Here is a 19,563-nt window from a genome sequence, read left to right on the forward strand (position 1 = left end):
GCCGGTGCGGGCCGGGCCACCACTGTGACCGACCCACCTGTGCAGAACCTGTGGAGCACCTGTCCACCGTCCGGGCCCAGTCTAGGAGAGCCTGCCGACAGCCGGGGTCGCCTCAGCGGTCGACGACGACGCGGAAGCCGGTGTGGCCCAGTGAGGAGTCGTCGGTCACGGACGTCCGCGCGGCGACCCGGTAGCGGTTGCAGTAGGAGCGGTGGCACAGGTACGAGCCGCCGCGGACGACCCGGCTCAACCCGTACCGGGGTCCCTGCGGGTTCTCGCGGGTGGCCGGCTTGTCGTGGCGGTGGTAGGTGGCCGAGAACAGGTCCGAGGTCCACTCCCAGACGTTGCCGGAGGTGTTGTGCAGGCCGTAGCCGTTGGGCTCGAAGGCGTCCACCGGCGCGGTGCCGAGGAAGCCGTCCTCGAGGGTGTTGCGCTCGGGGAACACGCCCTGCCAGATGTTGGCCCGGTGCTGCCCGCCGGGGGTGAGCTCGTCGCCCCACGGGTAGGTGGCCTGCTCGAGGCCGCCCCGGGCGGCCCGCTCCCACTCGGCCTCGGTGGGCAGCCGGGCGCCGCGCCAGGCGACGTAGGCCTGCGCGTCGGCGTAGGAGACGTGCACCACCGGGTGGTCCAGCAGCCCGTCCAGGTCCGAGCCGGGGCCGCCGGGGGCCGACCAGGTGGCGCCGCGCACACCGCGCCACCACGGGGCACCGGGGACGGCCGCGTCGACGACGTGCTCCCGGGCCCCGGGGTGGACCAGCAGGTGGAAGACGAAGGACCAGCCGAAGCGCTCGGCGTCGGTGCGGTAGCCGGTGGCCGCCACGAACTCGGCGAAGTCGGCGTTGGTGACCGCGTGGGCGGCGATGGCGTAGGCGCCGGTCGAGACCTGCCGGACGGGTCCCTCCCCGTCGGCGGGGAACACCTCGTCGGAGTCCGAGCCCATCCAGAACGACCCGGCCGGGATGTCCACCAGGGGTGAGCGCGGGCTCGGGTCCACCGCGCCGGCCGGTGCCGTGACGGCCGGCGCCGCCGCCGCGCGGGGGGCCGTGGGGACGAGGGGCTCCACCTCGGGCGCCGACGGCACCGAGGCGGGGCCCAGCAGGTCGGTGCGGGTGGGCCCGCAGCAGCCCGCCCCGGTCTCCGCCGCGGTCACCGCGTCCGCCGCCCTGCGCTCACAGCAGCCCCAGACCGCGCAGCTGGCCGGCGAACACCTCTCGCTGCTCGTCGGTGGCGGGCACCATCGGCAGCCGGACGCCGCCCACCCGGTAGCCCTGCAGGGCCAGGCCGGCCTTCACCATCGAGCAGCCCTGGGTGGCGAACACGCCGGTCAGCACGGGCAGCAGCCGGCGGTGCAGGTCCAGCGCCCCGGCCACGTCCCCGCGGCCGTGGGCGGCGATCAGCTCCGCCATCCCCCGGCCGGTGAAGTGGGTGGAGGTGCCCACCACGCCGACCGCCCCCACCGCCAGCAGCGGCAGCGTCATCGCGTCGTCCCCGGAGTACCACTCCAGACCGGTGCGGGCGATCACCTCCGAGCTGGCCACCGGGTCGCCCTTGGCGTCCTTGACCGCCACCACGCGCTCGTGCTCGGCGACCCGCACGAAGGTCTCGGTGTCGATGGCCGTGCCGGCGCGGTGCGGGATGTCGTAGAGCATGATCGGCAGCCGGGTCCGCTCGGCCACGGTGGTGAAGTGGGCGACCAGCCCGGCCTGGGTCGGCCGGGAGTAGTACGGCGTGACCACCAGCAGCCCGTGGGCGCCGGCCTCGGTCATCTGCTCGGCCAGCCCCACGGTGTGCTCGGTGTCGTAGCTGCCTGCCCCCGACACCACCCGGGCCCGGTCGCCGACCTCGTCGACCACGGCGCGGACGAGCGCGGCCTTCTCCTCCGTGGTGGTGGTGGGCGACTCCCCCGTGGTGCCGTTGACCACCAGGCCGTCGTTGCCGAGGTCGTCGACCAGGTGCCGGGCGAGCACGCGGGCCGCCTCGAGGTCCAGCGAGCCGTCCTCGGCGAACGGCGTCACCATGGCGGTCAGCAGCCGCCCGAAGACGGGTTCGGCGGCGCTCATGCGCGGTCCGGGGTGATGACCACCAGCGGGTCGCCGTCGCGGACCACGTCACCGGTGCGGGCCACGACCTCGGCGACCGTGCCGGCCACCTCGGCCAGCACCGGGATCTCCATCTTCATCGACTCCAGCAGCACCACCTCGTCCTGGGGGCCGACCTGCTGGCCCACGCTCACCCCCACCTTGAGGACGCTGGCGACGAGCTCGGCCGAGACGGTGTGACTCATGCGCCCGATCGTAGGCCCCCGCCGGCGGCAGCGCCCAACGCCACGACCGCGTCCCCACCCCGCCACGCCCCGCGCGCACGGGCCTGCGGGGCGGTGATGGCCTAGGCTGTCGCGCGTGAACGAGTCCCACGGCACCAGCGCCCCCAGCCCCGACCTGTGGGCCTGGACCGAGACCTTCGTGCCCGAGTCCGCGGCCGCCGCGGCGGCCCGCGAGCAGGCCGCCGGTGCCGGGCTGGCCTCGGTCAGCCGCGGCAGCGCCAGCCTGCTGACGCTGCTGGCGCGCACCGTCTCGGCCCGCGCCGTGGTCGAGATCGGCACCGGCTCGGGGGTGGCCGCGCTGGCCCTGTTCGACGGGATGGCCCCCAACGGGGTGCTGACCAGCGTCGACCCCGAGGCCGAGGACCAGGTGCACGCCCGCCGGACCCTGCTGGCCGCGGGCATCCCCAGCAACCGGTTCCGGCTCATCACCGGTCGCCCGCTCGACGTGCTCCCCCGGCTGAGCGACGGCGTCTACGACCTCGTGCTCGTCACCGGCGACAAGCTGGAGTACGTGGAGTACGTCGCCCAGGCGCTGCGGCTGCTGCGCCCGGGCGGGCTGGTGGTGCTCGAGGACGTGCTGTGGTCCGGGCGCACCGCCGACGCCAGCAACGAGGAGGACGAGACCATCGTCATCCGCGAGGCGCTGGAGGCGGTCGCCGACAGCGAGGAGCTCACCTACGCCCTGCTCCCCGTGGGCGACGGCGTGCTGGTGGCCGTCAAGCACTGACCCGCGCCCGGCCCGCCGGGAGCCGCCTCGGGGCCCCGGCGTACCGTCGGGACATGGACGCACCCCTGGCCCTGGTCGCCGGCGCCTCGCGCGGGCTCGGACTCCTCATCGCCACCGAGCTGCTGCGACGCGGCCACCGGGTCGCCATCTGCGCCCGGGACCGCACCCAGGTCGACGCCGCCGTGGAGCGGCTCTCGGCCGAGGGCACGGTCAGCGGGCACGTCTGCGACGTGGCCGACCGCGAGCAGGTCGCCCGGCTGGTCGCCGAGGTCGAGGCCGAGCACGGGCCGGTCGAGGTGCTGGTCAGCGTCGCCGGGGTGATCCAGGTGGGGCCGGCGGAGTCGATGACCCTGGAGCACTTCGAGGAGGCCATCGGCATCATGCTGTGGGGGCCGGTGCACCTGGCCTGGGCGGTGCTGCCGGGGATGCGGGAGCGCGGCCGGGGCCGGATCGCCAACATCTGCTCCATCGGCGGGGTCGTCGCCCCACCCCACCTGCTCCCCTACGCCACGGCCAAGTTCGGCGCGGTCGGCTTCTCCGAGGGGCTGACGGCCGAGCTCGCCGGCACCGGGATCACCGTCACCACCGTGGTGCCCGGGCTGATGCGCACCGGGGCCCACGAGGTCGCGGAGTTCACCGGCCAGACCGGACGCGAGTACGCCTGGCTGGCGACCTCGGACTCGCTGCCGCTGATCAGCATGGACGCCGGCCGGGCGGCCCGCCGGATCGTCGACGGCCTGCTCCGCGGGCGCACCCGCGTCACGCTGACCCCGCTCGCGCAGGTGGCCACCCGGGTCAAGGGGCTGGCGCCGGCGACGACCACGGTGCTGCTCGGCGTGGCCAACCTGCTGCTGCCGGACGCGCCCGCCGACGGCACCCAGGAGACGGTGCCCGGGCACGTGGCGGCGAAGCGGCTCGGGTCCAAGGTGGTCGGCGCCCTCACCGTGCTCGGGTCGGCGGCCGCCCGCGGCCTGAATACCCGCACCGGACGCCGCTGAGGCAGCACCCGCCCCGGGCAGCCGGCTCAGAACGCGTGGACGTGCACCTTCTTGCCGACCACGGTGATGCCGCCGTCGGAGACGGTGAAACCGCGCTCGGCGTCGCGCTGGCGGTCCACGCCGATCTCGGCGCCCTCGTCGACCACCACCCCCTTGTCGAGGATGGCGTTGCGGATCACCGCGTTGCGGCCCACCTGCACGCCGTCCATGAGCACCGAGTGCTCGACCTTGGCCCACTTCTCCACCCGGACCCGCGGGGACAGCACCGAGGAGTCGACGTCGCCGCCGGAGATGATGCAGCCCGGGCTCACGATCGAGTCCTCGGCGGTGCCGCGCAGCACGAACTTGGCGCCCGGCTCCTGCGGCACGGAGGTCCAGATCGGCCAGTCGGTGTTGTAGAGGCTGAACGCGGGCTTCACCGAGACCAGGTCCATGTGGGCGTGGTGGTAGGCGTCGATCGTCCCCACGTCGCGCCAGTAGTTGCGGTCCTCCTCGGTGGCGCCGGGGACCAGGTTGTCCCGGAAGTCGTAGACCTGGGCCTGCGACCGGCCGACGAACCAGGGGATGATGTCGCCGCCCATGTCGTGGCGCGAGGTGGGGTCGGCGGCGTCGGCGGTCAGCGCCTCGGCCAGCATCGCGGTGGTGAAGATGTAGTTGCCCATCGAGGCGAAGGACTCCTCCGGGTTGTCCGGCAGCCCCGGCGGGTCGGCGGGCTTCTCCAGGAAGCCCGCGATCCGGTTCTCCGCGTCGGCGTCGATGATCCCGAAGGCGGTGGCGTCGCGGCGCGGCACCCGGATGCCGGCCACCGTGCAGCCCAGCCCGGAGTCGATGTGCTGCTGCAGCATGTGGCCGATGTCCATCCGGTAGATGTTGTCGGCGCCGAAGACGACCACGTACTCCGGGTCCTCGTCGATGACCAGGTTCATCGACTGGTAGATCGCGTCGGCGCTGCCCTGGTACCAGCGCGGACCGAGCCGCTGCTGCGCCGGGACCGGCGTGACGTAGTTGCCGAGCATGGTGGAGAAGCGCCAGGTGAGCGAGATGTGGCGGTCCAGCGAGTGCGACTTGTACTGGGTGAGCACCGCGATCTGGCGCAGGTTGGAGTTGGCCAGGTTGGACAGCACGAAGTCGATCAGGCGGTAGGTGCCGCCGAACGGGACGGCGGGTTTCGCCCGGTCCATCGTCAGGGGCATCAGCCGCTTACCCTCGCCACCGGCGAGCACGATGGAGAGCACCCTTGGTCTGGCCATGACGTGAACCTAGTGGACGGCTGGCGCGGCGGCACCAGCCCACCGGTGGACGCGCCGGGATGTGTCACCATGCGAACATGAGCGAAGGAGCCGGCGACGGGCTGCGGGTGTCGGTGCTGACCCGGGAGTACCCCCCGACGATCTACGGCGGGGCCGGGGTGCACGTCGCCCAGCTGGTGCCCCAGCTGCGCCGGCTGTGCCAGGTGGACGTGCAGTGCATGGGCGAGCCGCGCGAGGGTGCCACCGCCCACGCCGAGGACTTCCCGCCCGGCGCCAACGCCGCGCTGCGGGTGCTGGGAGCCGACCTGTCGATGGTCGCCGCGCTGGAGGCCGGCGGCCCGGTGGACGTGCTGCACTCCCACACCTGGTACGCCAACCTGGCCGGGCACCTGGGCGGGCTGCTGCTGGACGTCCCGCACGTGGTGACGGCCCACTCCCTCGAGCCGCACCGGCCGTGGAAGGCCGAGCAGCTCGGTGGCGGGTACCGGCTGTCGTCGTGGGCGGAGCGGACGGCCTACGAGGGCGCAGACGCGGTGGTGGCGGTCAGCGCCGGGATGCGCCAGGACGTGCTGGCCTCCTACACCGACCTCGACCCGGACAAGGTGCACGTGGTCCGCAACGGGATCGACACCGAGGAGTTCCGGCCCGACCCGGGCACCGACGTGGTGCGCTCGCTCGGGATGGACCCCGAGCGTCCGTCGGTGGTGTTCGTCGGCCGGGTGACCCGGCAGAAGGGCCTGATCCACCTGGTCCGGGCCGCCGAGCGGCTCGACCCCGGCACCCAGGTGGTGCTGCTGGCCGGCGCGCCGGACACCCCCGAGATCGCCAGGGAGTTCACCGAGGCCTTCGAGGCGCTGCGCTCGCGCCGCGGCGGCGGCGTCATCTGGGTCCCGGAGATGCTGCCCCGGGCCAGCGTGCGGCAGGTGATGACCCACGCCACCGTCTTCGCCTGCCCCTCGGTCTACGAGCCGCTGGGCATCGTCAACCTGGAGGCGATGGCCTGCCAGACGGCCGTGGTGGCCAGCGCGGTGGGCGGGATCCCCGAGGTGGTGGTGGACGGCGAGACCGGGCTGCTGGTCGACTACGACCCCGCCCGGGCCGACGACCCCGCCGCGGTGGCGCAGTTCGAGGCCGACCTGGCGGCGCGGATCGACGAGCTCACCGCCGACCCCGAGCGGGCACGGCGGTTCGGGCGGGCCGGCCGCCGGCGCTGCATCGAGGAGTTCTCCTGGAGCAGGATCGCCGGCCAGACGGTCGACGTCTACCGGGCCGCGCAGGCCCGCCGGGCCGGCTGAGCGGCGGGTCTGCCTCGGGCTCCGGGCGCGGCGACGGCCCCGCACCTCCCGGGTACGGGGCCGTCGTCGCGGCGCACGGTGGGGTCCTCCGCGCCAAGGGACCGGGACTCAGCCGACGACGCCCTTGAGGGCCCCGGCCAGGTCAGCGGCCTCCTCGGCGTTCAGCTCGACGACCAGTCGACCGCCACCCTCCAGAGGGACACGCATCACGATCCCGCGGCCCTCCTTGGTGACCTCCATGGGACCGTCACCCGTACGGGGCTTCATTGCAGCCATGCCATCCTCATCTCTGTCTCCGACGGAACGCACACCAGTATCCCGCACGGGAAGAGCAGATGGGGGTACCGGGTGGTCAGGAGGGTTTCGGGTCCTCACCGGGCGGGTGCGCGGCGCAGTGGCGCAGCGCCACCTCCGACAGCGCGCGGAGGCTGCGCCGCAGCGCCCGGCGCGCGACCGGCCCGGCCAGCGGGACGGCCCTGACCACCAGCGCCGGACCGGTGACGTCCTCAGTGCAGGTGATGCGGGTGCCGGCGCTGCCCTCGTCCACCAGCCGGAACTCCCCGCGGCCGCGGAACTGCGGTCCGAGGTGCTCCACCTCCAGCAGGTGGCCGGGGATGATCCGGCTGACCCGCATGCGGTCCACCAGCCCCAGCCGGCGACGCCCCGGCCCGGGACGGCTGACCGCCAGCACGCGGTCGCCGACCTCGCGGCCGGTGCCCTCGACGACCTCGACCGAGGTCATCGGGATCCAGCGGTGCTGCCCGGACCAGTCCAGCAGCACCTCCCAGATCTGCTCGGGCCGGGCGGGGCTCAGCACCTCGGCGCTCAGTCGGTACATCACGCTCCTGCGCTGCGGGCCGGCTGGACCGGACGGGTGGGCACGTGGCAGTCGACGAGGTGGTCGTCGACCAGGCCGACCGCCTGCATCAACGCGTACGCGGTGGTCGGCCCGACGAAGCGTACGCCCCTGGCCTTGAGGGCGCGGGCCAGCGCCGCCGAGGCGGGGGTGCTGGCGGGGACGTCGGCCAGCCGCTGCGGGCGGGGGCGTCCTGGTGACGCGGCGGCCAGCACCAGGGCGGGGAACTCCTCCCCCAGGGCCACCACCGCGCGCGCGTTGGCCACCGCCGCCTCGATCTTGAGCCGGTTGCGGACGATGCCGGCGTCGGCCATCAGCCGGGCCACGTCGGCCTCCCCGAAGGCGGCGACGCGGGCGGGGTCGAAGCCGGCGAAGGCGGCCCGGAAGGCCTCCCGCTTGCGCAGGATCGTCAACCAGCTCAGCCCCGACTGGAAGGCCTCCAGGGTCAGCCGCTCGTACAGCCCGGCGGCGCTGGTGACCGGCCGGCCCCACTCCTCGTCGTGGTAGCGCACGTACTCCGGCGCCGACAGCGCCCACGGGCAGCGCAGCAGGCCGTCCTCGCCCCGCACCGCGCCCGAGGGGGTCACCTCGGCGGTCACCGTCCCGGCTCCGGCCACGACGGCAGCTCACCGGGCCCGAGGCGGCGCTCGTCGAGCTGCTGCTCCAGGCCGGCGATCCGGGCGTCGCGCTCGGCCAGCTCGCGTCCCAGCCGCTCCAGCACGTCGTCGACCTGGGCCATCGAGTAGCCCCGCAGGGCGACCCCGAAGCGCAGCCCGGCGACGTCCTGAGCGGTCAGCGGCAGGTCGGGCAGCTGCTGGCGGTAGGTGTCGCGCACCGGCTCCTCCTGCATGCCTCCCAGGCGGCCGGTGGCCGCCACCGCGCCGATGCCGAGCACCGCCACCGCGACCACCACCAGCGCCCACTCCATGGCAGGTGATGGTGCCACAGGTGCCGGGGCAGGACCGGCCGAGCGAGGGAGGACGCTCAGTCGATCGAGCTGGCGGGCGGCTCCCCGAGCTGCTCCAGGTCGCTCCAGAAGGTCTCCGGGACGGGGGTGGCCAGCAGCCGCTCGAGCTGCACCAGCCGCTGCCGGGTGGAGATGCCGACCACCGTGGAGTCCACCAGCGGGTCGCGCAGCGAGAAGTGCAGCGCGGCGGCGGCCAGGTCGACGGCGTGGTCGGCGGCCAGCCCGCGCAGCTGCTGCAGCCAGCCGGCCAGCTCCTCAGGGATGGGGGCGTAGCCGTAGGTGTCCTTGCTGGGGTCGGCCAGCACACCGCCGCCGAAGGGGGCGGCGTTGAACACGGTCATGCCGAGCTCGCGCGCGGTCTCCATCAGCGGGCGCGCGCTGCGGTCGGCGAGGGTGTAGCGGTTGTGCGTCAGGACGGCGTCGAAGGCCCCGGTCCGCACGTACTCGTGCACCATCTCGCGCGGACCGGCGGCGATGCCGATGGCGCCGACGACGCCCTGGTCGCGCAGCGAGGCCAGCGTCTCGACCGGTCCGCCGGGGGCCATCATCTCCGCGACCGGGCGGGGCTGCGGGTCGTGCAGGTGGTACAGCGGGAGCGAGTCCAGCGCCAGGCGCCGCAGCGACTCCTCCAGCGAGGCCAGGACCCGGGCGGCGTCGAAGTCGCCGGTGTCGGGGTCGGCGTCGGCCTTGGAGTAGATGATCTTGCCCTCCGGCAGCCCGCCGGCCCGCACCACCGCGGCGCCCAGGTGCCGCTCGCTGTGACCTCCGGCGTAGGCGTTGGAGGTGTCGACGGCGCCCAGCTCCGAGCGCAGCAGCGCGTCGGCGAGCAGGGCCGCCTCGCTCTCGTCGCCGCGGCCGCCGAGGGAGGAGGTGCCGAGGGTGACGGGGGTGGTCGGGACCGCTGCAGCTGCCATGGCGGCAGGCTACCGCTCAGCCCTCGACGGGCGTCCGGGACGGCAGCCGCGGGGTGCGGTTGGTCCGCATGATCTCGACCACCTCGTCGATGTCGTCGGTGAGCTGCAGCAGCTCCAGGTCGACGGGGTTGATGCAGGACTCCGCCAGCACCTGGTCGGCGAGCCAGTCCAGCAGCCCGCGCCAGTAGGAGGTGCCGAAGAGCACGACCGGGAAGCTGGTCACCTTCTCGGTCTGCACCAGGGTCAGTGCCTCGAACAGCTCGTCCAGGGTGCCGAAGCCGCCGGGCATCACCACGAAGCCCTGGGCGTACTTGACGAACATCGTCTTGCGGGCGAAGAAGTAGCGGAAGTTGATGCCGAGCGTGACGTGGTCGTTGAGCCGGCTCTCGAAGGGCAGCTCGATGCCGAGCCCGATGGACTGCCCGCCGGCCTCCGCCGCGCCCTTGTTGGCCGCCTCCATGATCCCCGGCCCGCCGCCGGTGATGACCGCGTAGCCGGCCCGCACCAGCCGGCGTCCGATCTCCTCCGCGGCGGCGTACATCGGGTGGCCGGGGCCCAGCCGGGCGGAGCCGAAGACCGAGATGGCCGGTCCGGTCTCGGCGAGCGTGCCGAAGCCCTCGACGAACTCGGACTGGATCCGCAGCACCCGCCACGGGTCGGTGTGGACGAAGTCGCTGCCGGCCCGGGTGTCCAGCAGGTGCTGGTCCATGGTGCCGCCGTGCTGCTGGTCGGTGCGGCGCTCGACCGGGCCCTGCCGGCGTCGCTGCGCGGACGGTTCGCTGCTCACGCCCCACACCCTAACGGCCCCCCACGACGCCGGCCGGACCCGCCGCCGTCCCTACGATGAGCCCATGACGGCGAGGGCGCAGCAGGTCACCGTGGACGGCCGCACGCTGCGGCTGACGAACCTGGACAAGGTGCTCTTCGCCGGCAGCGGCACCACCAAGGGCGAGATGCTGCACTACTACGCCGAGATCGCCCCGCTGCTGCTGCCCCACGTGCGGGACCGCCCGGTGACCCGCAAGCGGTGGCCGGAGGGAGCCGGCCGCGCCGACGGCGGGCGGGAGATGGTGTTCTTCGCCAAGAACCTCGACTCCGGCACCCCCGACTGGGTGCGGCGGGTCCGGGTGGAGCACTCCGACCGTCCGGTGAACTACCCGGTGGTCGAGGACGCCGCCACGCTGACCTGGCTGGCCCAGCTCGCCGCCATCGAGCTGCACGTCCCGCAGTGGCGTTTCGACGCCCGTGGCCGGCCCCGCAACCCCGACCGGCTGGTGCTCGACCTCGACCCCGGGCCGGGGGTCGGTCTGGCCGAGTGCGCCCTGGTGGCGAGGAGCGCGCGTGAGCTGCTGGCCGAGCTGGACCTGGTCACCGTGCCGGTGACGAGCGGCAGCAAGGGCATCCACCTGTACGCGGCGCTGGACGGCAGCCGCACCAGCGAGCAGGTCAGCCGGTGGGCCCGCGAGATCGCCGCGGCGCTGCAGCAGCTGCACCCCGACCTGGTCATCTCGGTGATGCGGCGCAGCGAGCGGGCGGGCAAGGTGTTCCTGGACTGGAGCCAGAACAACGCGGCCAAGACCACCATCGCGCCGTACTCGCTGCGCGGGCGTGGACGTCCCTGGGTGGCCGCCCCGCGGACCTGGGAGGAGCTGGACGACCCGGCGCTGGCCCAGCTGGAGCTCGCCGAGGTGCTGGAGCGGGCGCGGGAGCTGGGCGACCCGATGGCGGTGCTGCTCGACCAGGAGCCGCCCAGGCGGACCGGGCGCACCCGCGCGGCGGCCAGCCGTCGCGAGCCCGCTCCCCCACCGGCCGAGCCGGTGGCGGAGCCCGGCGGCGGGGGCGTCGACCCCACCATCCAGCCCGAGCCCGCCGCGGGACCCCTGCCCGAGCCGGTGGTGCCGATGCTGGCCTCCTCGCCCGGAGGCCGGCGCGACGACTTCACCAGCCGCGGGGACTGGGAGTTCGAGATGAAGTGGGACGGCGTGCGCACCGTCGTGCACGCCGACGCGGCCGGCGTCCGGCTCACCTCGCGGCGGGGTCTGCCGGTCACCGCGACGTACCCGGAGGTCGCGCAGGCGCTGGAGCCGCTCCGGGCCCGGCGGGTGGTGCTGGACGGTGAGGTGGTCGCCATCGACGAGCTCGGCCGGCCCAGCTTCGGGCTGCTGCAGCAGCGGATGAACCTGGCCAGGGCCGCCGACGTGGCCCGGGTGGCCCGCACGGTGCCGGTGCAGCTGGTGTGCTTCGACCTGCTCGCGCTGGACGGCGAGCCGTGCCTCTCGCTGCCCTACACCGAGCGCCGGGAGCGGCTCGAGCAGCTGGTGGCCGAGACCTCCCTCGACCCGCGGATCCAGGTGCCGCCGACGCTCGGGCCGGACTTCGCGCAGGCCATGGAGGTCAGCCGCGCCATGGGGATGGAGGGTCTGGTCGCCAAGCAGCGGGGGTCGCGCTACTTCCCCGGCGCCCGCAGCGAGCAGTGGCTGAAGATCAAGAACGTCCGCACCCAGGAGGTCGTGGTCGTCGGCTGGAAGAGCGGGCAGGGGAACCGCCGCGGCTCCCTGGGGTCGCTGGTGATGGCCGTGCCGGGGCCGGACGGGCTGCGCTACGCCGGCCGGGTCGGCACCGGGTTCTCCCAGGCGGCCCTGGCCGAGGCCACCCGGCTGCTGGAGCCGCTGGCCGTGGCGGAGTGCCCGCTGGACGACGTGCCGCGGGCCGACGCCGCCGGGGTGCACTGGGTGCGGCCCGAGCTGGTGGGCGAGGTGGAGTACATGGACTGGACCGGCCCGGGCCGGATCCGGCACCCGTCCTGGCGGGGCTGGCGCCCCGACAAGGCGCCCGAGGACGTCACCGTGGACGAGCCCGCAGCAGGCTGAGGCGGGAGCTGCTCGTCCGCGCTCGCACGCTGCCGCCGGGGGTCACCGACCGCACCCGGCGATCCGCGTCGCGCGCGGGTCGACCTCCGGGGTTGCGCCTACGTGGCTGGTGGTCGTCAGGCGCAGGTGAAGTAGTTGCTCTCGACGGTCGCGCCGCCGGCGTCCGTGGTGCGGAAGAACATCACGTGCCCGGGGATGCAGCCCACGTTGCCGTAGTGCAGCTCGAAGGTCCCGTCACCGGCGACCTGACCCCAGCTGACACGGCAGGCGCTCTCGCCAGGCACGCAGTACATGACCTCCGCGCCCGGCTGCAGGTCGGAGCCCACGACGTCGAACGGGGCGCAGCTCAGAGAGTTGCCACCGGTCGACACGCACGGACCGTGGGTGATGACGAGCGACCCCACCACGACGTGCGTCGCCGACCCGGTCAGGGTGTGGGTCGCGCGGGCGGCGGCCTTGTTGGAGGTCGCCGTCAGGGTGGCGGTGTCGGTCCCACCGCCGGAGACGGGGGCGTAGGTCACCGTGACCGTGCAGCTCTTCCTCGGGCCGAGGCTCGTCCCAGAACAGGTGTCCTGGGTGATCGAGTAGGCACTCGAGCCGCCGAGGGTGATCTTCAGCGCGCTGGTCCCCGATCCTCCGCCGTTGCTCAGGGTGAAGGTCTGGACCGACTCGCTGCCGACGTCGACGGTGCCGTAGTCGTAGGCCGCGGTCCCGGTGGAAGGAGCCCATGAGAGAGCAGGGGCGGACCCGGCGTGCGCCGGTCCCGGGACGGTCATGGTGATGGCGAGGGTGCTGACGAGGGCCAGCAGGGCACGCAGAGCAAGCTTCACGGTAGCCTCCGGGTCTCGCTCGGCGGGGGTGTCGAGCTGTTCTCGTCCACGGTAAGCAGGTCTGGACGATCCCGTGGGCTTTCGCCGGAACCCGTCGCGAGCGATGCCGCCACGACGCCAGGTCCAGCGGACCAGCAGGTGCCGCCGACGCCCGGGCCGAGCTTCGCGGGGGCCAAGGAGGTCAGCCGACAAGACGCCCGAGGACATCACCGTGGAGGCAGAGGCCACCGTCGGCTGGGCCGCCGGGACGCCCGTCCCGGGGTGGGCAGAACTGTCAGACCCGGTCCGTAGATTCAGGTCATGGATCGAGGACGCGCCGACGCCGCCACCGTGCTGGCGGCGGCGCGCGAGCTGCGAGCCAGCGAGGACGCGGCCGCCGCCGCACTGCTCGACCAGGCGGCACGCTGGGCCGACCTCCACCCCGCGCTGGACGCCGAGCACGCCGCGACCTCCTACTTCCGCGGCATGGACACCGGTGCGCCGCTGGCCGGCGAGGGCACGCCGGCCGTGGCGGCCAGCTGTGTCGCCGAGCTCGCCGCGGCGCTGCACTGCTCCACCGAGAGCGGACGCACCCTCATCGGCCACGCGCTCGAGCTGCGCCACCGCCTCCCCCGCCTGTGGGCCCTGGTGCAGGGCGCCCGGGTGCCGGCCTGGCAGGCCCGGCGGGTCGCCTCCCGCACCATCTCGCTGAGCCGGGACGCCGCCGCGTTCGTGGACGCCCAGGTCGCCGCCATGGCCGGCCGGGTGGGTCCGGCCCAGCTCGACCGGCTGGTCACCACGGCGGTGCTCGAGTACATGCCGACCGAGGCCGAGCAGCGCAGGCGCGCCGCGGAGGACTCCCGCCGCTTCGACATCTGGCACGACCAGGACGGCTCGAGCTCGGGGATGGCCGCGGTGTCGGGCTGGCTCGACCTGCCCGACGCCCTCGACCTCGAGGCCGCGGTGACCGCGGGCGCGGCGGCCCTGGCCAGCTCGGGTTGCACGCAGTCCCTCGACGTCCGCCGCAGCCGGGCCGTGGGCGAGCTGGCCCGCCACCAGCCGGCGCTCGATCTCCTGCCCGCCGGGGCGGAGCCCGGCGTGGCCGACGGCGCACCGGAGCCGCCGGCGGACGGCAGCGCCGGCCGTCCCGTGCCCGCTCGACGGGTCACCCTCTACCTGCACCTGTCCGCGGACGCGCTGGCGGACGGCGGCTGCGCGCCCGGCTGGGTCGGCAACACCCGGGTGCCGGTGACCGCCGGACAGGTCCGCGACTGGTGCGGCCAGCCCGGCACGTCCGTCACCGTGCGCCCCGTCGTGGACCTGAACCGGCCGCAGGGCACTGCCGGGTACGAGGTCCCCGACCGGATCCGGGAGCAGGTGGCCCTCCGCGACCGCACCTGCGTGTTCCCCTGGTGCCACCGGCCCGCCCACCCGCGGCCGCTGAGCAGCGCCTCCGGCGAGGACCGCTGGTCCCTCGACTGCGACCACGTCGTGGCCTTCGGCGCCGGCGGGACGACCTCCAGCGACAACCTGGCGCCGCTCTGCCGGGGTCACCACCAGCTCAAGACGCACCACCGCTGGCGCTACCGGGCGCTCGCCGCCGGCCGCTACCTGTGGACCAGCCCCTCCGGCGCCCGCTACCTCCGAGACCGCGACGGCGGCACCAGCGAGCTGGCCGCGGCGCGTGCCCTTCGCCGCAGCGCCGGTGCATCCGCAGCCGGCCCACCGGCCGACCGCGGGTGGTCCTCCACCACGACCGCCCCGGCACGCGGTGGGGTACCGCCGCCTCAGCAGCCGGTGTCCCTGTCGCCGTCACCTCGCTCCCCCGAGCCGGCGCCGTTCTGACCTCAGGCCGCCACACGCCGCTCAGCGGTGGCCGAGCACGTCGACCACCCTGCCGGGGTCGACCCCTGCACCACTCCGGCGCTCACGCACCCGCGAGGCCGCCTAGGCTGCTGCGCGGCCGGCACCGTACCGGCCGTCGAAGGAGGCCGTCCGCATGAGCGACCCGTCCGGCACGGCCGGGCAGCCGACCGCCCCCGCGCCCGAGCCGCTGGGGGTGCTCCCCACCGCCCCGCCGGCGACGAGGCTGGCCCGCACCGGCCTGCTCGACGAGGCGGCACGGCCCACCGCCGGACCGCCGGCCGCCGGCGTCCGCTACACCGCCCAGCAAACGGCGACCGCCCAGCACCTGGTCGACGTCCACGACCACCTGCGCGCCGAGCTCGAGCAGGTGCGCGCCATGGCGGACCAGGTGCTGGAGGGCGCCCTCACCCCCGGGCTGGCCCGTTCGGCCATCAACCAGCTGACCATGCGGCAGAACAGCTGGACCCTGGGCGCCTACTGCCAGTCCTACTGCCGACTGGTCACCGCCCACCACACCTACGAGGACCGGGGCATGCTGCCCCACCTGCGCCGCGCGCAGCCGTCGCTGGCCCCGGTGGTGGACCAGCTGCAGGCCGAGCACGAGGTCATCCACGAGGTGCTGGAGCGTCTCGACCGGGCCCTCGTCGCCCTGGTCGACGGGCCGGGCGGCGGCGAGCAGGTCCGCGAGGCCGTCGACCTGCTCACCGACACGCTGCTGTCCCACCTCTCCTACGAGGAGCACCAGCTCGTCGAGCCCCTGGCCCGGCACGGCTTCGGCTACTGAGGCGGCACCGGTACGCCGTCTCCCCCGAGGACGGCGTACCGGCTCCGAGCCGGCGGACGGTCAGCTGAAGTAGACCGCCACCGGCTGGTCCTCCACGTGGTGCACCGGCACGGTCAGGTCGTAGACGGCCTGCAGCACGTCGGTGCACACGATCTGCTGCGGGGTCCCGGCCGCCACCACCCGGCCGTCCCGCATCGCCACCACGTGGTCGGCGTGGGCGGCGGCGAAGTTGATGTCGTGCAGCACGACCACCACGGTCTTGCCGCGGGTGGTGACCAGGTCGCGGAGCCGTCGCATCATCTGCACCGCGTGGCGCATGTCGAGGTTGTTCAGCGGCTCGTCCAGCAGCACGTGGTCGGTGTCCTGGGCGAGCACCATGGCGATGAAGGCCCGCTGGCGCTGGCCGCCGGAGAGCTGGTCCAGGTAGCGGTCACGCAGGTCGTCGAGCTCCATGTAGGCCAGCGCCTCCGCCACCGCGGCGTGGTCCTCGGCCCGCAGCCGCCCCCTGCAGTAGGGGAAGCGCCCGAACCGGACCAGGTCGACCACGCTCAGCCGGGCGGCCACCCGGTTGTCCTGCCGGAGCACCGCCAGCCGCTGCGCCACCTCGGTGTCGCGGGCGGTGAGGACGTCCATCCCGTCCAGGTGCACCGTGCCGGCGTCGGTGGGCAGCAGCCGGGAGGCGATCGAGAGCAGCGTGGACTTGCCGGCTCCGTTGGGGCCGACCAGCGCGGTCAGCTTTCCGTCGGGCACGGTGAGGCAGACGTCGTCGAGCACGGTGACGTCGTCGTAGCGCTTGGTGATGCCGTCCAGGGTGATCACAGCCGAGCCGTCCTCATCAGCAGGTACAGGAAGTAGAGACCGCCCACCAGGTTGACCACGACGCTGAGGGTGGTGGTGAGGGCGAAGACGTGCACCACCACGGTCTGGCCCAGCACGGTGCAGATCGCGCCCACCAGGGCGGCCGCCGGCACCAGCACGGCGTGACGGTGGGTCGGCAGCAGCTGGCGGGCCAGGTTGGCCACGATCAGGCCGAGGAAGGTCATCGGGCCCACCAGGGCGGTGGAGCTGGCCACCAGCACGGTGACCAGCACCAGGCTGGTCAGCACCACCCGGTGGTAGCCGACGCCGAGACCGGTGGCGGTGTCGTGGCCGAGGTCGACGATGTCGAGGCGGCGCAGCAGCGGCACGAACCCCAGGCAGGCGGCCGCGGTGATCACCGCGGTGACGCCCAGCAGGTCGGCGTCGACGGTGGTGAAGCTGGCGAAGGCCACGTCCTGCAGGGTCAGGTAGTCGTTGGGGCTGAGCAGCCGGGAGGCGAAGCTGGTCAGCGCGGCGAACAGCGACCCGCAGACCACGCCGATCAGCACCAGCACGAACAGGTTGCGCGAGCTGCGGCGGAACAGCCACCGGAACAGCAGCAGGCCGAACATGGTCAGCAGCACCAGGTTGACCAGGAACCGGTTCTGCGCACCGAGGGAGAGGAAGGTGGCGGTGCCGAAGACGTAGACCACCACCGTCTGCACCAGCAGGTACAGCGAGTCGAAGCCCATCACGCCCGGGGTCAGGATGCGGCTGCCGGCGATGGTCTGGAACACCACGCTGGACGCCCCGACCGCCACGCCCACCACGAGCAGGGCCGCGACCTGGCGGGCGCGGAGCCCGAGCGCGTACTCCCAGGAGCCCTTGAGGTCGATGAAGCCGAAGGCCAGCACCGCGGCCACGGTGAGCGCCGCCAGCGCCACCAGGGTGAGCCGCACCCGGCGACGACGGCCGCACTCGACGTCGCTGTGGACGACCGCCGGCTCCTGCGGCGACAGACCCGGAGCGCCCCGCCCGGTGGTGGCGGGGGCGGAAGCGCTCACAGCGTGCTCCCGGCGTTGCGCGGCGACCCGGCGGCTCTGAGGATCAGCAGCACGAAGACCACACCGCCGACCACCCCGGCGATGGTGCTCGCCGGGATCTCGTAGGGGAAGCGGAGCAGCCGGCCGACGACGTCGCAGACGAGCACGAACCCGGCACCGGCCAGCGCGGTCACCGGCAGCACGGCACGCACGTTGTCGCCCAGCAGCAGGCTCACCACGTTGGGCACCACCAGCCCCAGGAAGGGCAGCGCGCCGACCACCACCGTCACCACGGCGGCCATCACCGAGACCACCACCAGCCCGGTGTACAGCACGACCCGGTAGTTGACCCCCAGGTTGGTGGCGAAGTCCGCGCCCATCCCCACCACGGTGAAGCGGTCGGCGAACAGGTAGCCGACCACCCCGGCCAGCACCACCACGAAGATCGGCTCGTAGCGGCCCTCGAGCACGCCGGAGAAGGAGCCGGTGGTCCACACGTCCAGCATCTGCAGCAGGTCGAGCTGGTAGGCCACGAAGGTGGTCACCGCGCTGATCACGCCGCCGTACATGATCCCGACCAGCGCGACGACGATCCCGTCGTTGTGCCGGATCCCCTCGAGCAGCCGCAGGAACACCAGCGTGCCGGCGATCGAGGTGACGATGGCCACGAGCATCTTGACCACCAGCGGCGCCGAGGCCATCAGCAGGGTGGCCAGCAGGATGCCGAGCACCGCCGACTCGACCGTGCCGGAGGTGGAGGGGCTGACGAACCGGTTCTGGGTGATCCGCTGCATGATCAGCCCGGCGACGCTGAGGGCGGCACCGGCCAGCAGCACGGCCAGCAGCCGCGGCACCCGCGACACGGCCAGCAGCTCCCACTGCTCCGGCGTGGGGCTCAGCAGGTCGTGCGGGCGCAGGTTCGACACGCCGACGCCCAGGCTGAGCCAGGACGCCAGCAGCAGCCCGGCCGTCATCACGGCCAGGTGCCAGGGACGCAGGCCGGAGCGGACGCCAGGCGTCCGCTCCGGTCTGGTGCCCCGCTCCCCGCGGGTCGAGGTGGTCACGAGGCCGAGAAGGCCCGGTCGACGTCGGCGGTCATCTGCTCGATGGAGGACGGTGCGGCGTTGGCCAGGTACCAGGCGAACCCGTCGACCTCGAGGACCTTGCCGTTGCGGGCGGCGGTGGTGGAGTTCACCAGGCCGTTGTCGAGCACGTCGAGGGCCGGGGTCTCGTCGTCGCCGATGGCCTTGGCGCGGTCCAGGACGTAGACCACGTCGGGGTCGTACTCGGCGAAGAACTCCGCGGAGATCTCCTGGCCGTGGCCGCCCTCGTCGTCGACGGGGGCGTCGGTGGGCACGAAGCCGTAGTCGGAGTAGATGGTGCCGAAGCGGGAGCCGGGGCCGTAGGCGCTGGCGGTGCCGCCGGAGACCTGGACGAACATGGCCGTCTCGCCGGACTCCTCGGCCTTGGCCGCGACCTCCTCGACGGCGGCCGTGGCCTCGGCCATCCGCTGCTCGGCCTCGGCCTCCAGGCCGAAGATCGACCCCAGCTGCACCACGCGCTCGGTGGTCAGCGGCAGGGTCTGCTCCGGCGTCTCGGGACGCACCGACATGTCGACCACGGCCGGGGTGATCTTCTCCATCTCGGCCACGATCTCGGGCGTGCCCGAGCGGGAGCCGACCAGCACCACGTCGGGCTCCAGGGCGTTGATCGCCTCGTAGTCGAGCTCCTTCACGCCGCCGATCTTGGGCACCTCGTCACCGGCGTAGCGGGCCAGGTCCTCCGGCAGCGCGCCGGCCGAGGACGGCACGGCGTCGACCTCGACACCGAGGTCGTTCAGCGTGCGCACCACGCTCCAGTCGGTGGCGACGACGACCTCGGGGTCCTTCGGCACGGCCACGGTGCGGCCCTGGGAGTCGGTGATCGAGACGGTCTCGACGGGCCCGGTCTCGGCGTCGGCGGTCCCGGTGCCGCAGCCCGCGGCGGTCAGGGCCAGCGCGGCGGCGATCGCGGGGACGGTGAGCAGACGACGTCCGCGGGCACCGAGGTGCAGGTCGGTCATG

At 74.0% G+C, this 19,563-nt stretch carries 21 protein-coding genes; 6 read left to right on the plus strand and 15 right to left on the minus strand.

Annotated features, from left to right (window positions below; translation table 11 throughout):
* Positions 1-112 precede the first annotated feature (112 nt).
* The 3 genes from GC722_RS09125 to GC722_RS09135 all read right to left on the minus strand — a co-directional run bounded on the left by GC722_RS09125 (position 113) and on the right by GC722_RS09135 (position 2,284).
* Positions 113-1,099 carry a formylglycine-generating enzyme family protein gene (locus GC722_RS09125; RefSeq protein ID WP_269449815.1) on the minus strand — a complete coding sequence of 329 codons (987 nt, stop codon included), beginning with the start codon at positions 1,097-1,099 and terminating at the stop codon, positions 113-115.
* Between the two features lie 70 nt (positions 1,100-1,169).
* Positions 1,170-2,060: a 4-hydroxy-tetrahydrodipicolinate synthase gene (gene dapA, locus GC722_RS09130; protein ID WP_156609594.1), complete on the minus strand. Its 891-nt coding sequence runs from the start codon at positions 2,058-2,060 to the stop codon at positions 1,170-1,172.
* On the minus strand, positions 2,057-2,284 hold the full coding sequence (locus GC722_RS09135; protein WP_156609595.1) for a biotin/lipoyl-binding carrier protein: 228 nt from the start codon (positions 2,282-2,284) through the stop codon (positions 2,057-2,059). The genes dapA and GC722_RS09135 overlap by 4 nt, the downstream gene beginning before the upstream one ends.
* Before the next feature lie 115 nt (positions 2,285-2,399).
* On the opposite strand from GC722_RS09135, the gene GC722_RS09140 reads away from it, so the two are divergent.
* Together GC722_RS09140 and GC722_RS09145 are read left to right on the plus strand one after the other, a co-directional pair.
* Positions 2,400-3,050: an O-methyltransferase gene (locus GC722_RS09140; protein WP_331714598.1), complete on the plus strand. Its 651-nt coding sequence runs from the start codon at positions 2,400-2,402 to the stop codon at positions 3,048-3,050.
* Positions 3,051-3,103: 53 nt separating this feature from the next.
* A complete protein-coding gene (locus GC722_RS09145; protein WP_156609596.1) occupies positions 3,104-4,048 on the plus strand; it encodes an SDR family NAD(P)-dependent oxidoreductase in 945 nt (314 codons plus the stop codon).
* 26 nt (positions 4,049-4,074) lie between these two features.
* Here the strand turns inward: GC722_RS09145 and glgC are convergent, their stop codons facing one another.
* Entirely contained in the window at positions 4,075-5,298 is a 1,224-nt protein-coding gene (gene glgC / locus GC722_RS09150) for a glucose-1-phosphate adenylyltransferase (protein ID WP_156609597.1), read from the minus strand.
* 101 nt (positions 5,299-5,399) lie between these two features.
* On the opposite strand from glgC, the gene glgA reads away from it, so the two are divergent.
* The gene (glgA, locus tag GC722_RS09155) at positions 5,400-6,593 is read left to right on the plus strand and encodes a glycogen synthase (protein ID WP_156609873.1); all 1,194 of its coding nucleotides are present in this window, start codon (positions 5,400-5,402) and stop codon (positions 6,591-6,593) included.
* A 108-nt stretch (positions 6,594-6,701) separates the two neighbouring features.
* Here glgA and GC722_RS09160 read toward each other — a convergent pair whose 3' ends face one another.
* The 6 genes from GC722_RS09160 to GC722_RS09185 form a co-directional block, all read right to left on the minus strand.
* Positions 6,702-6,869 carry a DUF3117 domain-containing protein gene (locus GC722_RS09160; RefSeq protein WP_156609598.1) on the minus strand — a complete coding sequence of 56 codons (168 nt, stop codon included), beginning with the start codon at positions 6,867-6,869 and terminating at the stop codon, positions 6,702-6,704.
* 76 nt (positions 6,870-6,945) lie between these two features.
* On the minus strand, positions 6,946-7,431 hold the full coding sequence (locus GC722_RS09165) for an SRPBCC family protein (protein WP_156609599.1): 486 nt from the start codon (positions 7,429-7,431) through the stop codon (positions 6,946-6,948).
* Positions 7,431-8,066: a DNA-3-methyladenine glycosylase I gene (locus GC722_RS09170; protein ID WP_331714599.1), complete on the minus strand. Its 636-nt coding sequence runs from the start codon at positions 8,064-8,066 to the stop codon at positions 7,431-7,433. Before GC722_RS09170 ends, GC722_RS09165 begins: the two co-directional genes overlap by 1 nt.
* On the minus strand, positions 8,045-8,377 hold the full coding sequence (locus GC722_RS09175; RefSeq protein ID WP_156609600.1) for a DivIVA domain-containing protein: 333 nt from the start codon (positions 8,375-8,377) through the stop codon (positions 8,045-8,047). Before GC722_RS09175 ends, GC722_RS09170 begins: the two co-directional genes overlap by 22 nt.
* 56 nt (positions 8,378-8,433) lie before the next feature.
* Positions 8,434-9,330, minus strand: a complete 897-nt coding sequence (locus tag GC722_RS09180) for an aldo/keto reductase (RefSeq protein ID WP_156609601.1) — start codon at positions 9,328-9,330, stop codon at positions 8,434-8,436.
* 16 nt (positions 9,331-9,346) lie between these two features.
* Entirely contained in the window at positions 9,347-10,039 is a 693-nt protein-coding gene (locus tag GC722_RS09185; protein WP_156609875.1) for an LOG family protein, read from the minus strand.
* 142 nt (positions 10,040-10,181) lie between these two features.
* Here GC722_RS09185 and ligD point away from each other — a divergent pair, with 142 nt between their 5' ends.
* Positions 10,182-12,200: a non-homologous end-joining DNA ligase gene (ligD, locus tag GC722_RS09190; protein ID WP_156609602.1), complete on the plus strand. Its 2,019-nt coding sequence runs from the start codon at positions 10,182-10,184 to the stop codon at positions 12,198-12,200.
* A 116-nt stretch (positions 12,201-12,316) separates the two neighbouring features.
* Here ligD and GC722_RS09195 read toward each other — a convergent pair whose 3' ends face one another.
* Positions 12,317-13,030, minus strand: a complete 714-nt coding sequence (locus tag GC722_RS09195; RefSeq protein WP_197429921.1) for a hypothetical protein — start codon at positions 13,028-13,030, stop codon at positions 12,317-12,319.
* Positions 13,031-13,330: 300 nt separating this feature from the next.
* Between GC722_RS09195 and GC722_RS09200 the strand changes: the two genes are divergently transcribed.
* Both GC722_RS09200 and GC722_RS09205 read left to right on the plus strand, forming a co-directional pair.
* Positions 13,331-14,854, plus strand: a complete 1,524-nt coding sequence (locus tag GC722_RS09200; RefSeq protein ID WP_156609604.1) for an HNH endonuclease — start codon at positions 13,331-13,333, stop codon at positions 14,852-14,854.
* Between the two features lie 154 nt (positions 14,855-15,008).
* Positions 15,009-15,659: a hemerythrin domain-containing protein gene (locus GC722_RS09205; protein ID WP_156609605.1), complete on the plus strand. Its 651-nt coding sequence runs from the start codon at positions 15,009-15,011 to the stop codon at positions 15,657-15,659.
* 60 nt (positions 15,660-15,719) lie between these two features.
* Here GC722_RS09205 and GC722_RS09210 read toward each other — a convergent pair whose 3' ends face one another.
* Genes GC722_RS09210 through GC722_RS09225 form a run of 4 tightly spaced genes read right to left on the minus strand, consistent with a single transcriptional unit; the run spans position 15,720 to position 19,562 of the window.
* The gene (locus tag GC722_RS09210; RefSeq protein WP_331714600.1) at positions 15,720-16,478 is read right to left on the minus strand and encodes an iron ABC transporter ATP-binding protein; all 759 of its coding nucleotides are present in this window, start codon (positions 16,476-16,478) and stop codon (positions 15,720-15,722) included.
* Positions 16,475-17,521, minus strand: coding sequence for an iron chelate uptake ABC transporter family permease subunit (locus tag GC722_RS09215; protein WP_197429922.1), 1,047 nt, complete (start codon positions 17,519-17,521; stop codon positions 16,475-16,477). Before GC722_RS09215 ends, GC722_RS09210 begins: the two co-directional genes overlap by 4 nt.
* Positions 17,518-18,564 carry an ABC transporter permease gene (locus GC722_RS09220; RefSeq protein ID WP_197429923.1) on the minus strand — a complete coding sequence of 349 codons (1,047 nt, stop codon included), beginning with the start codon at positions 18,562-18,564 and terminating at the stop codon, positions 17,518-17,520. Before GC722_RS09220 ends, GC722_RS09215 begins: the two co-directional genes overlap by 4 nt.
* Positions 18,561-19,562, minus strand: coding sequence for a siderophore ABC transporter substrate-binding protein (locus GC722_RS09225; RefSeq protein ID WP_156609606.1), 1,002 nt, complete (start codon positions 19,560-19,562; stop codon positions 18,561-18,563). The genes GC722_RS09220 and GC722_RS09225 overlap by 4 nt, the downstream gene beginning before the upstream one ends.
* Between the last annotated feature and the right edge of the window lies 1 nt (position 19,563).

Source organism: Auraticoccus cholistanensis, from assembly GCF_009742705.1.
GTDB classification, from domain to species: Bacteria; Actinomycetota; Actinomycetes; order Propionibacteriales; family Propionibacteriaceae; genus Auraticoccus; species Auraticoccus cholistanensis.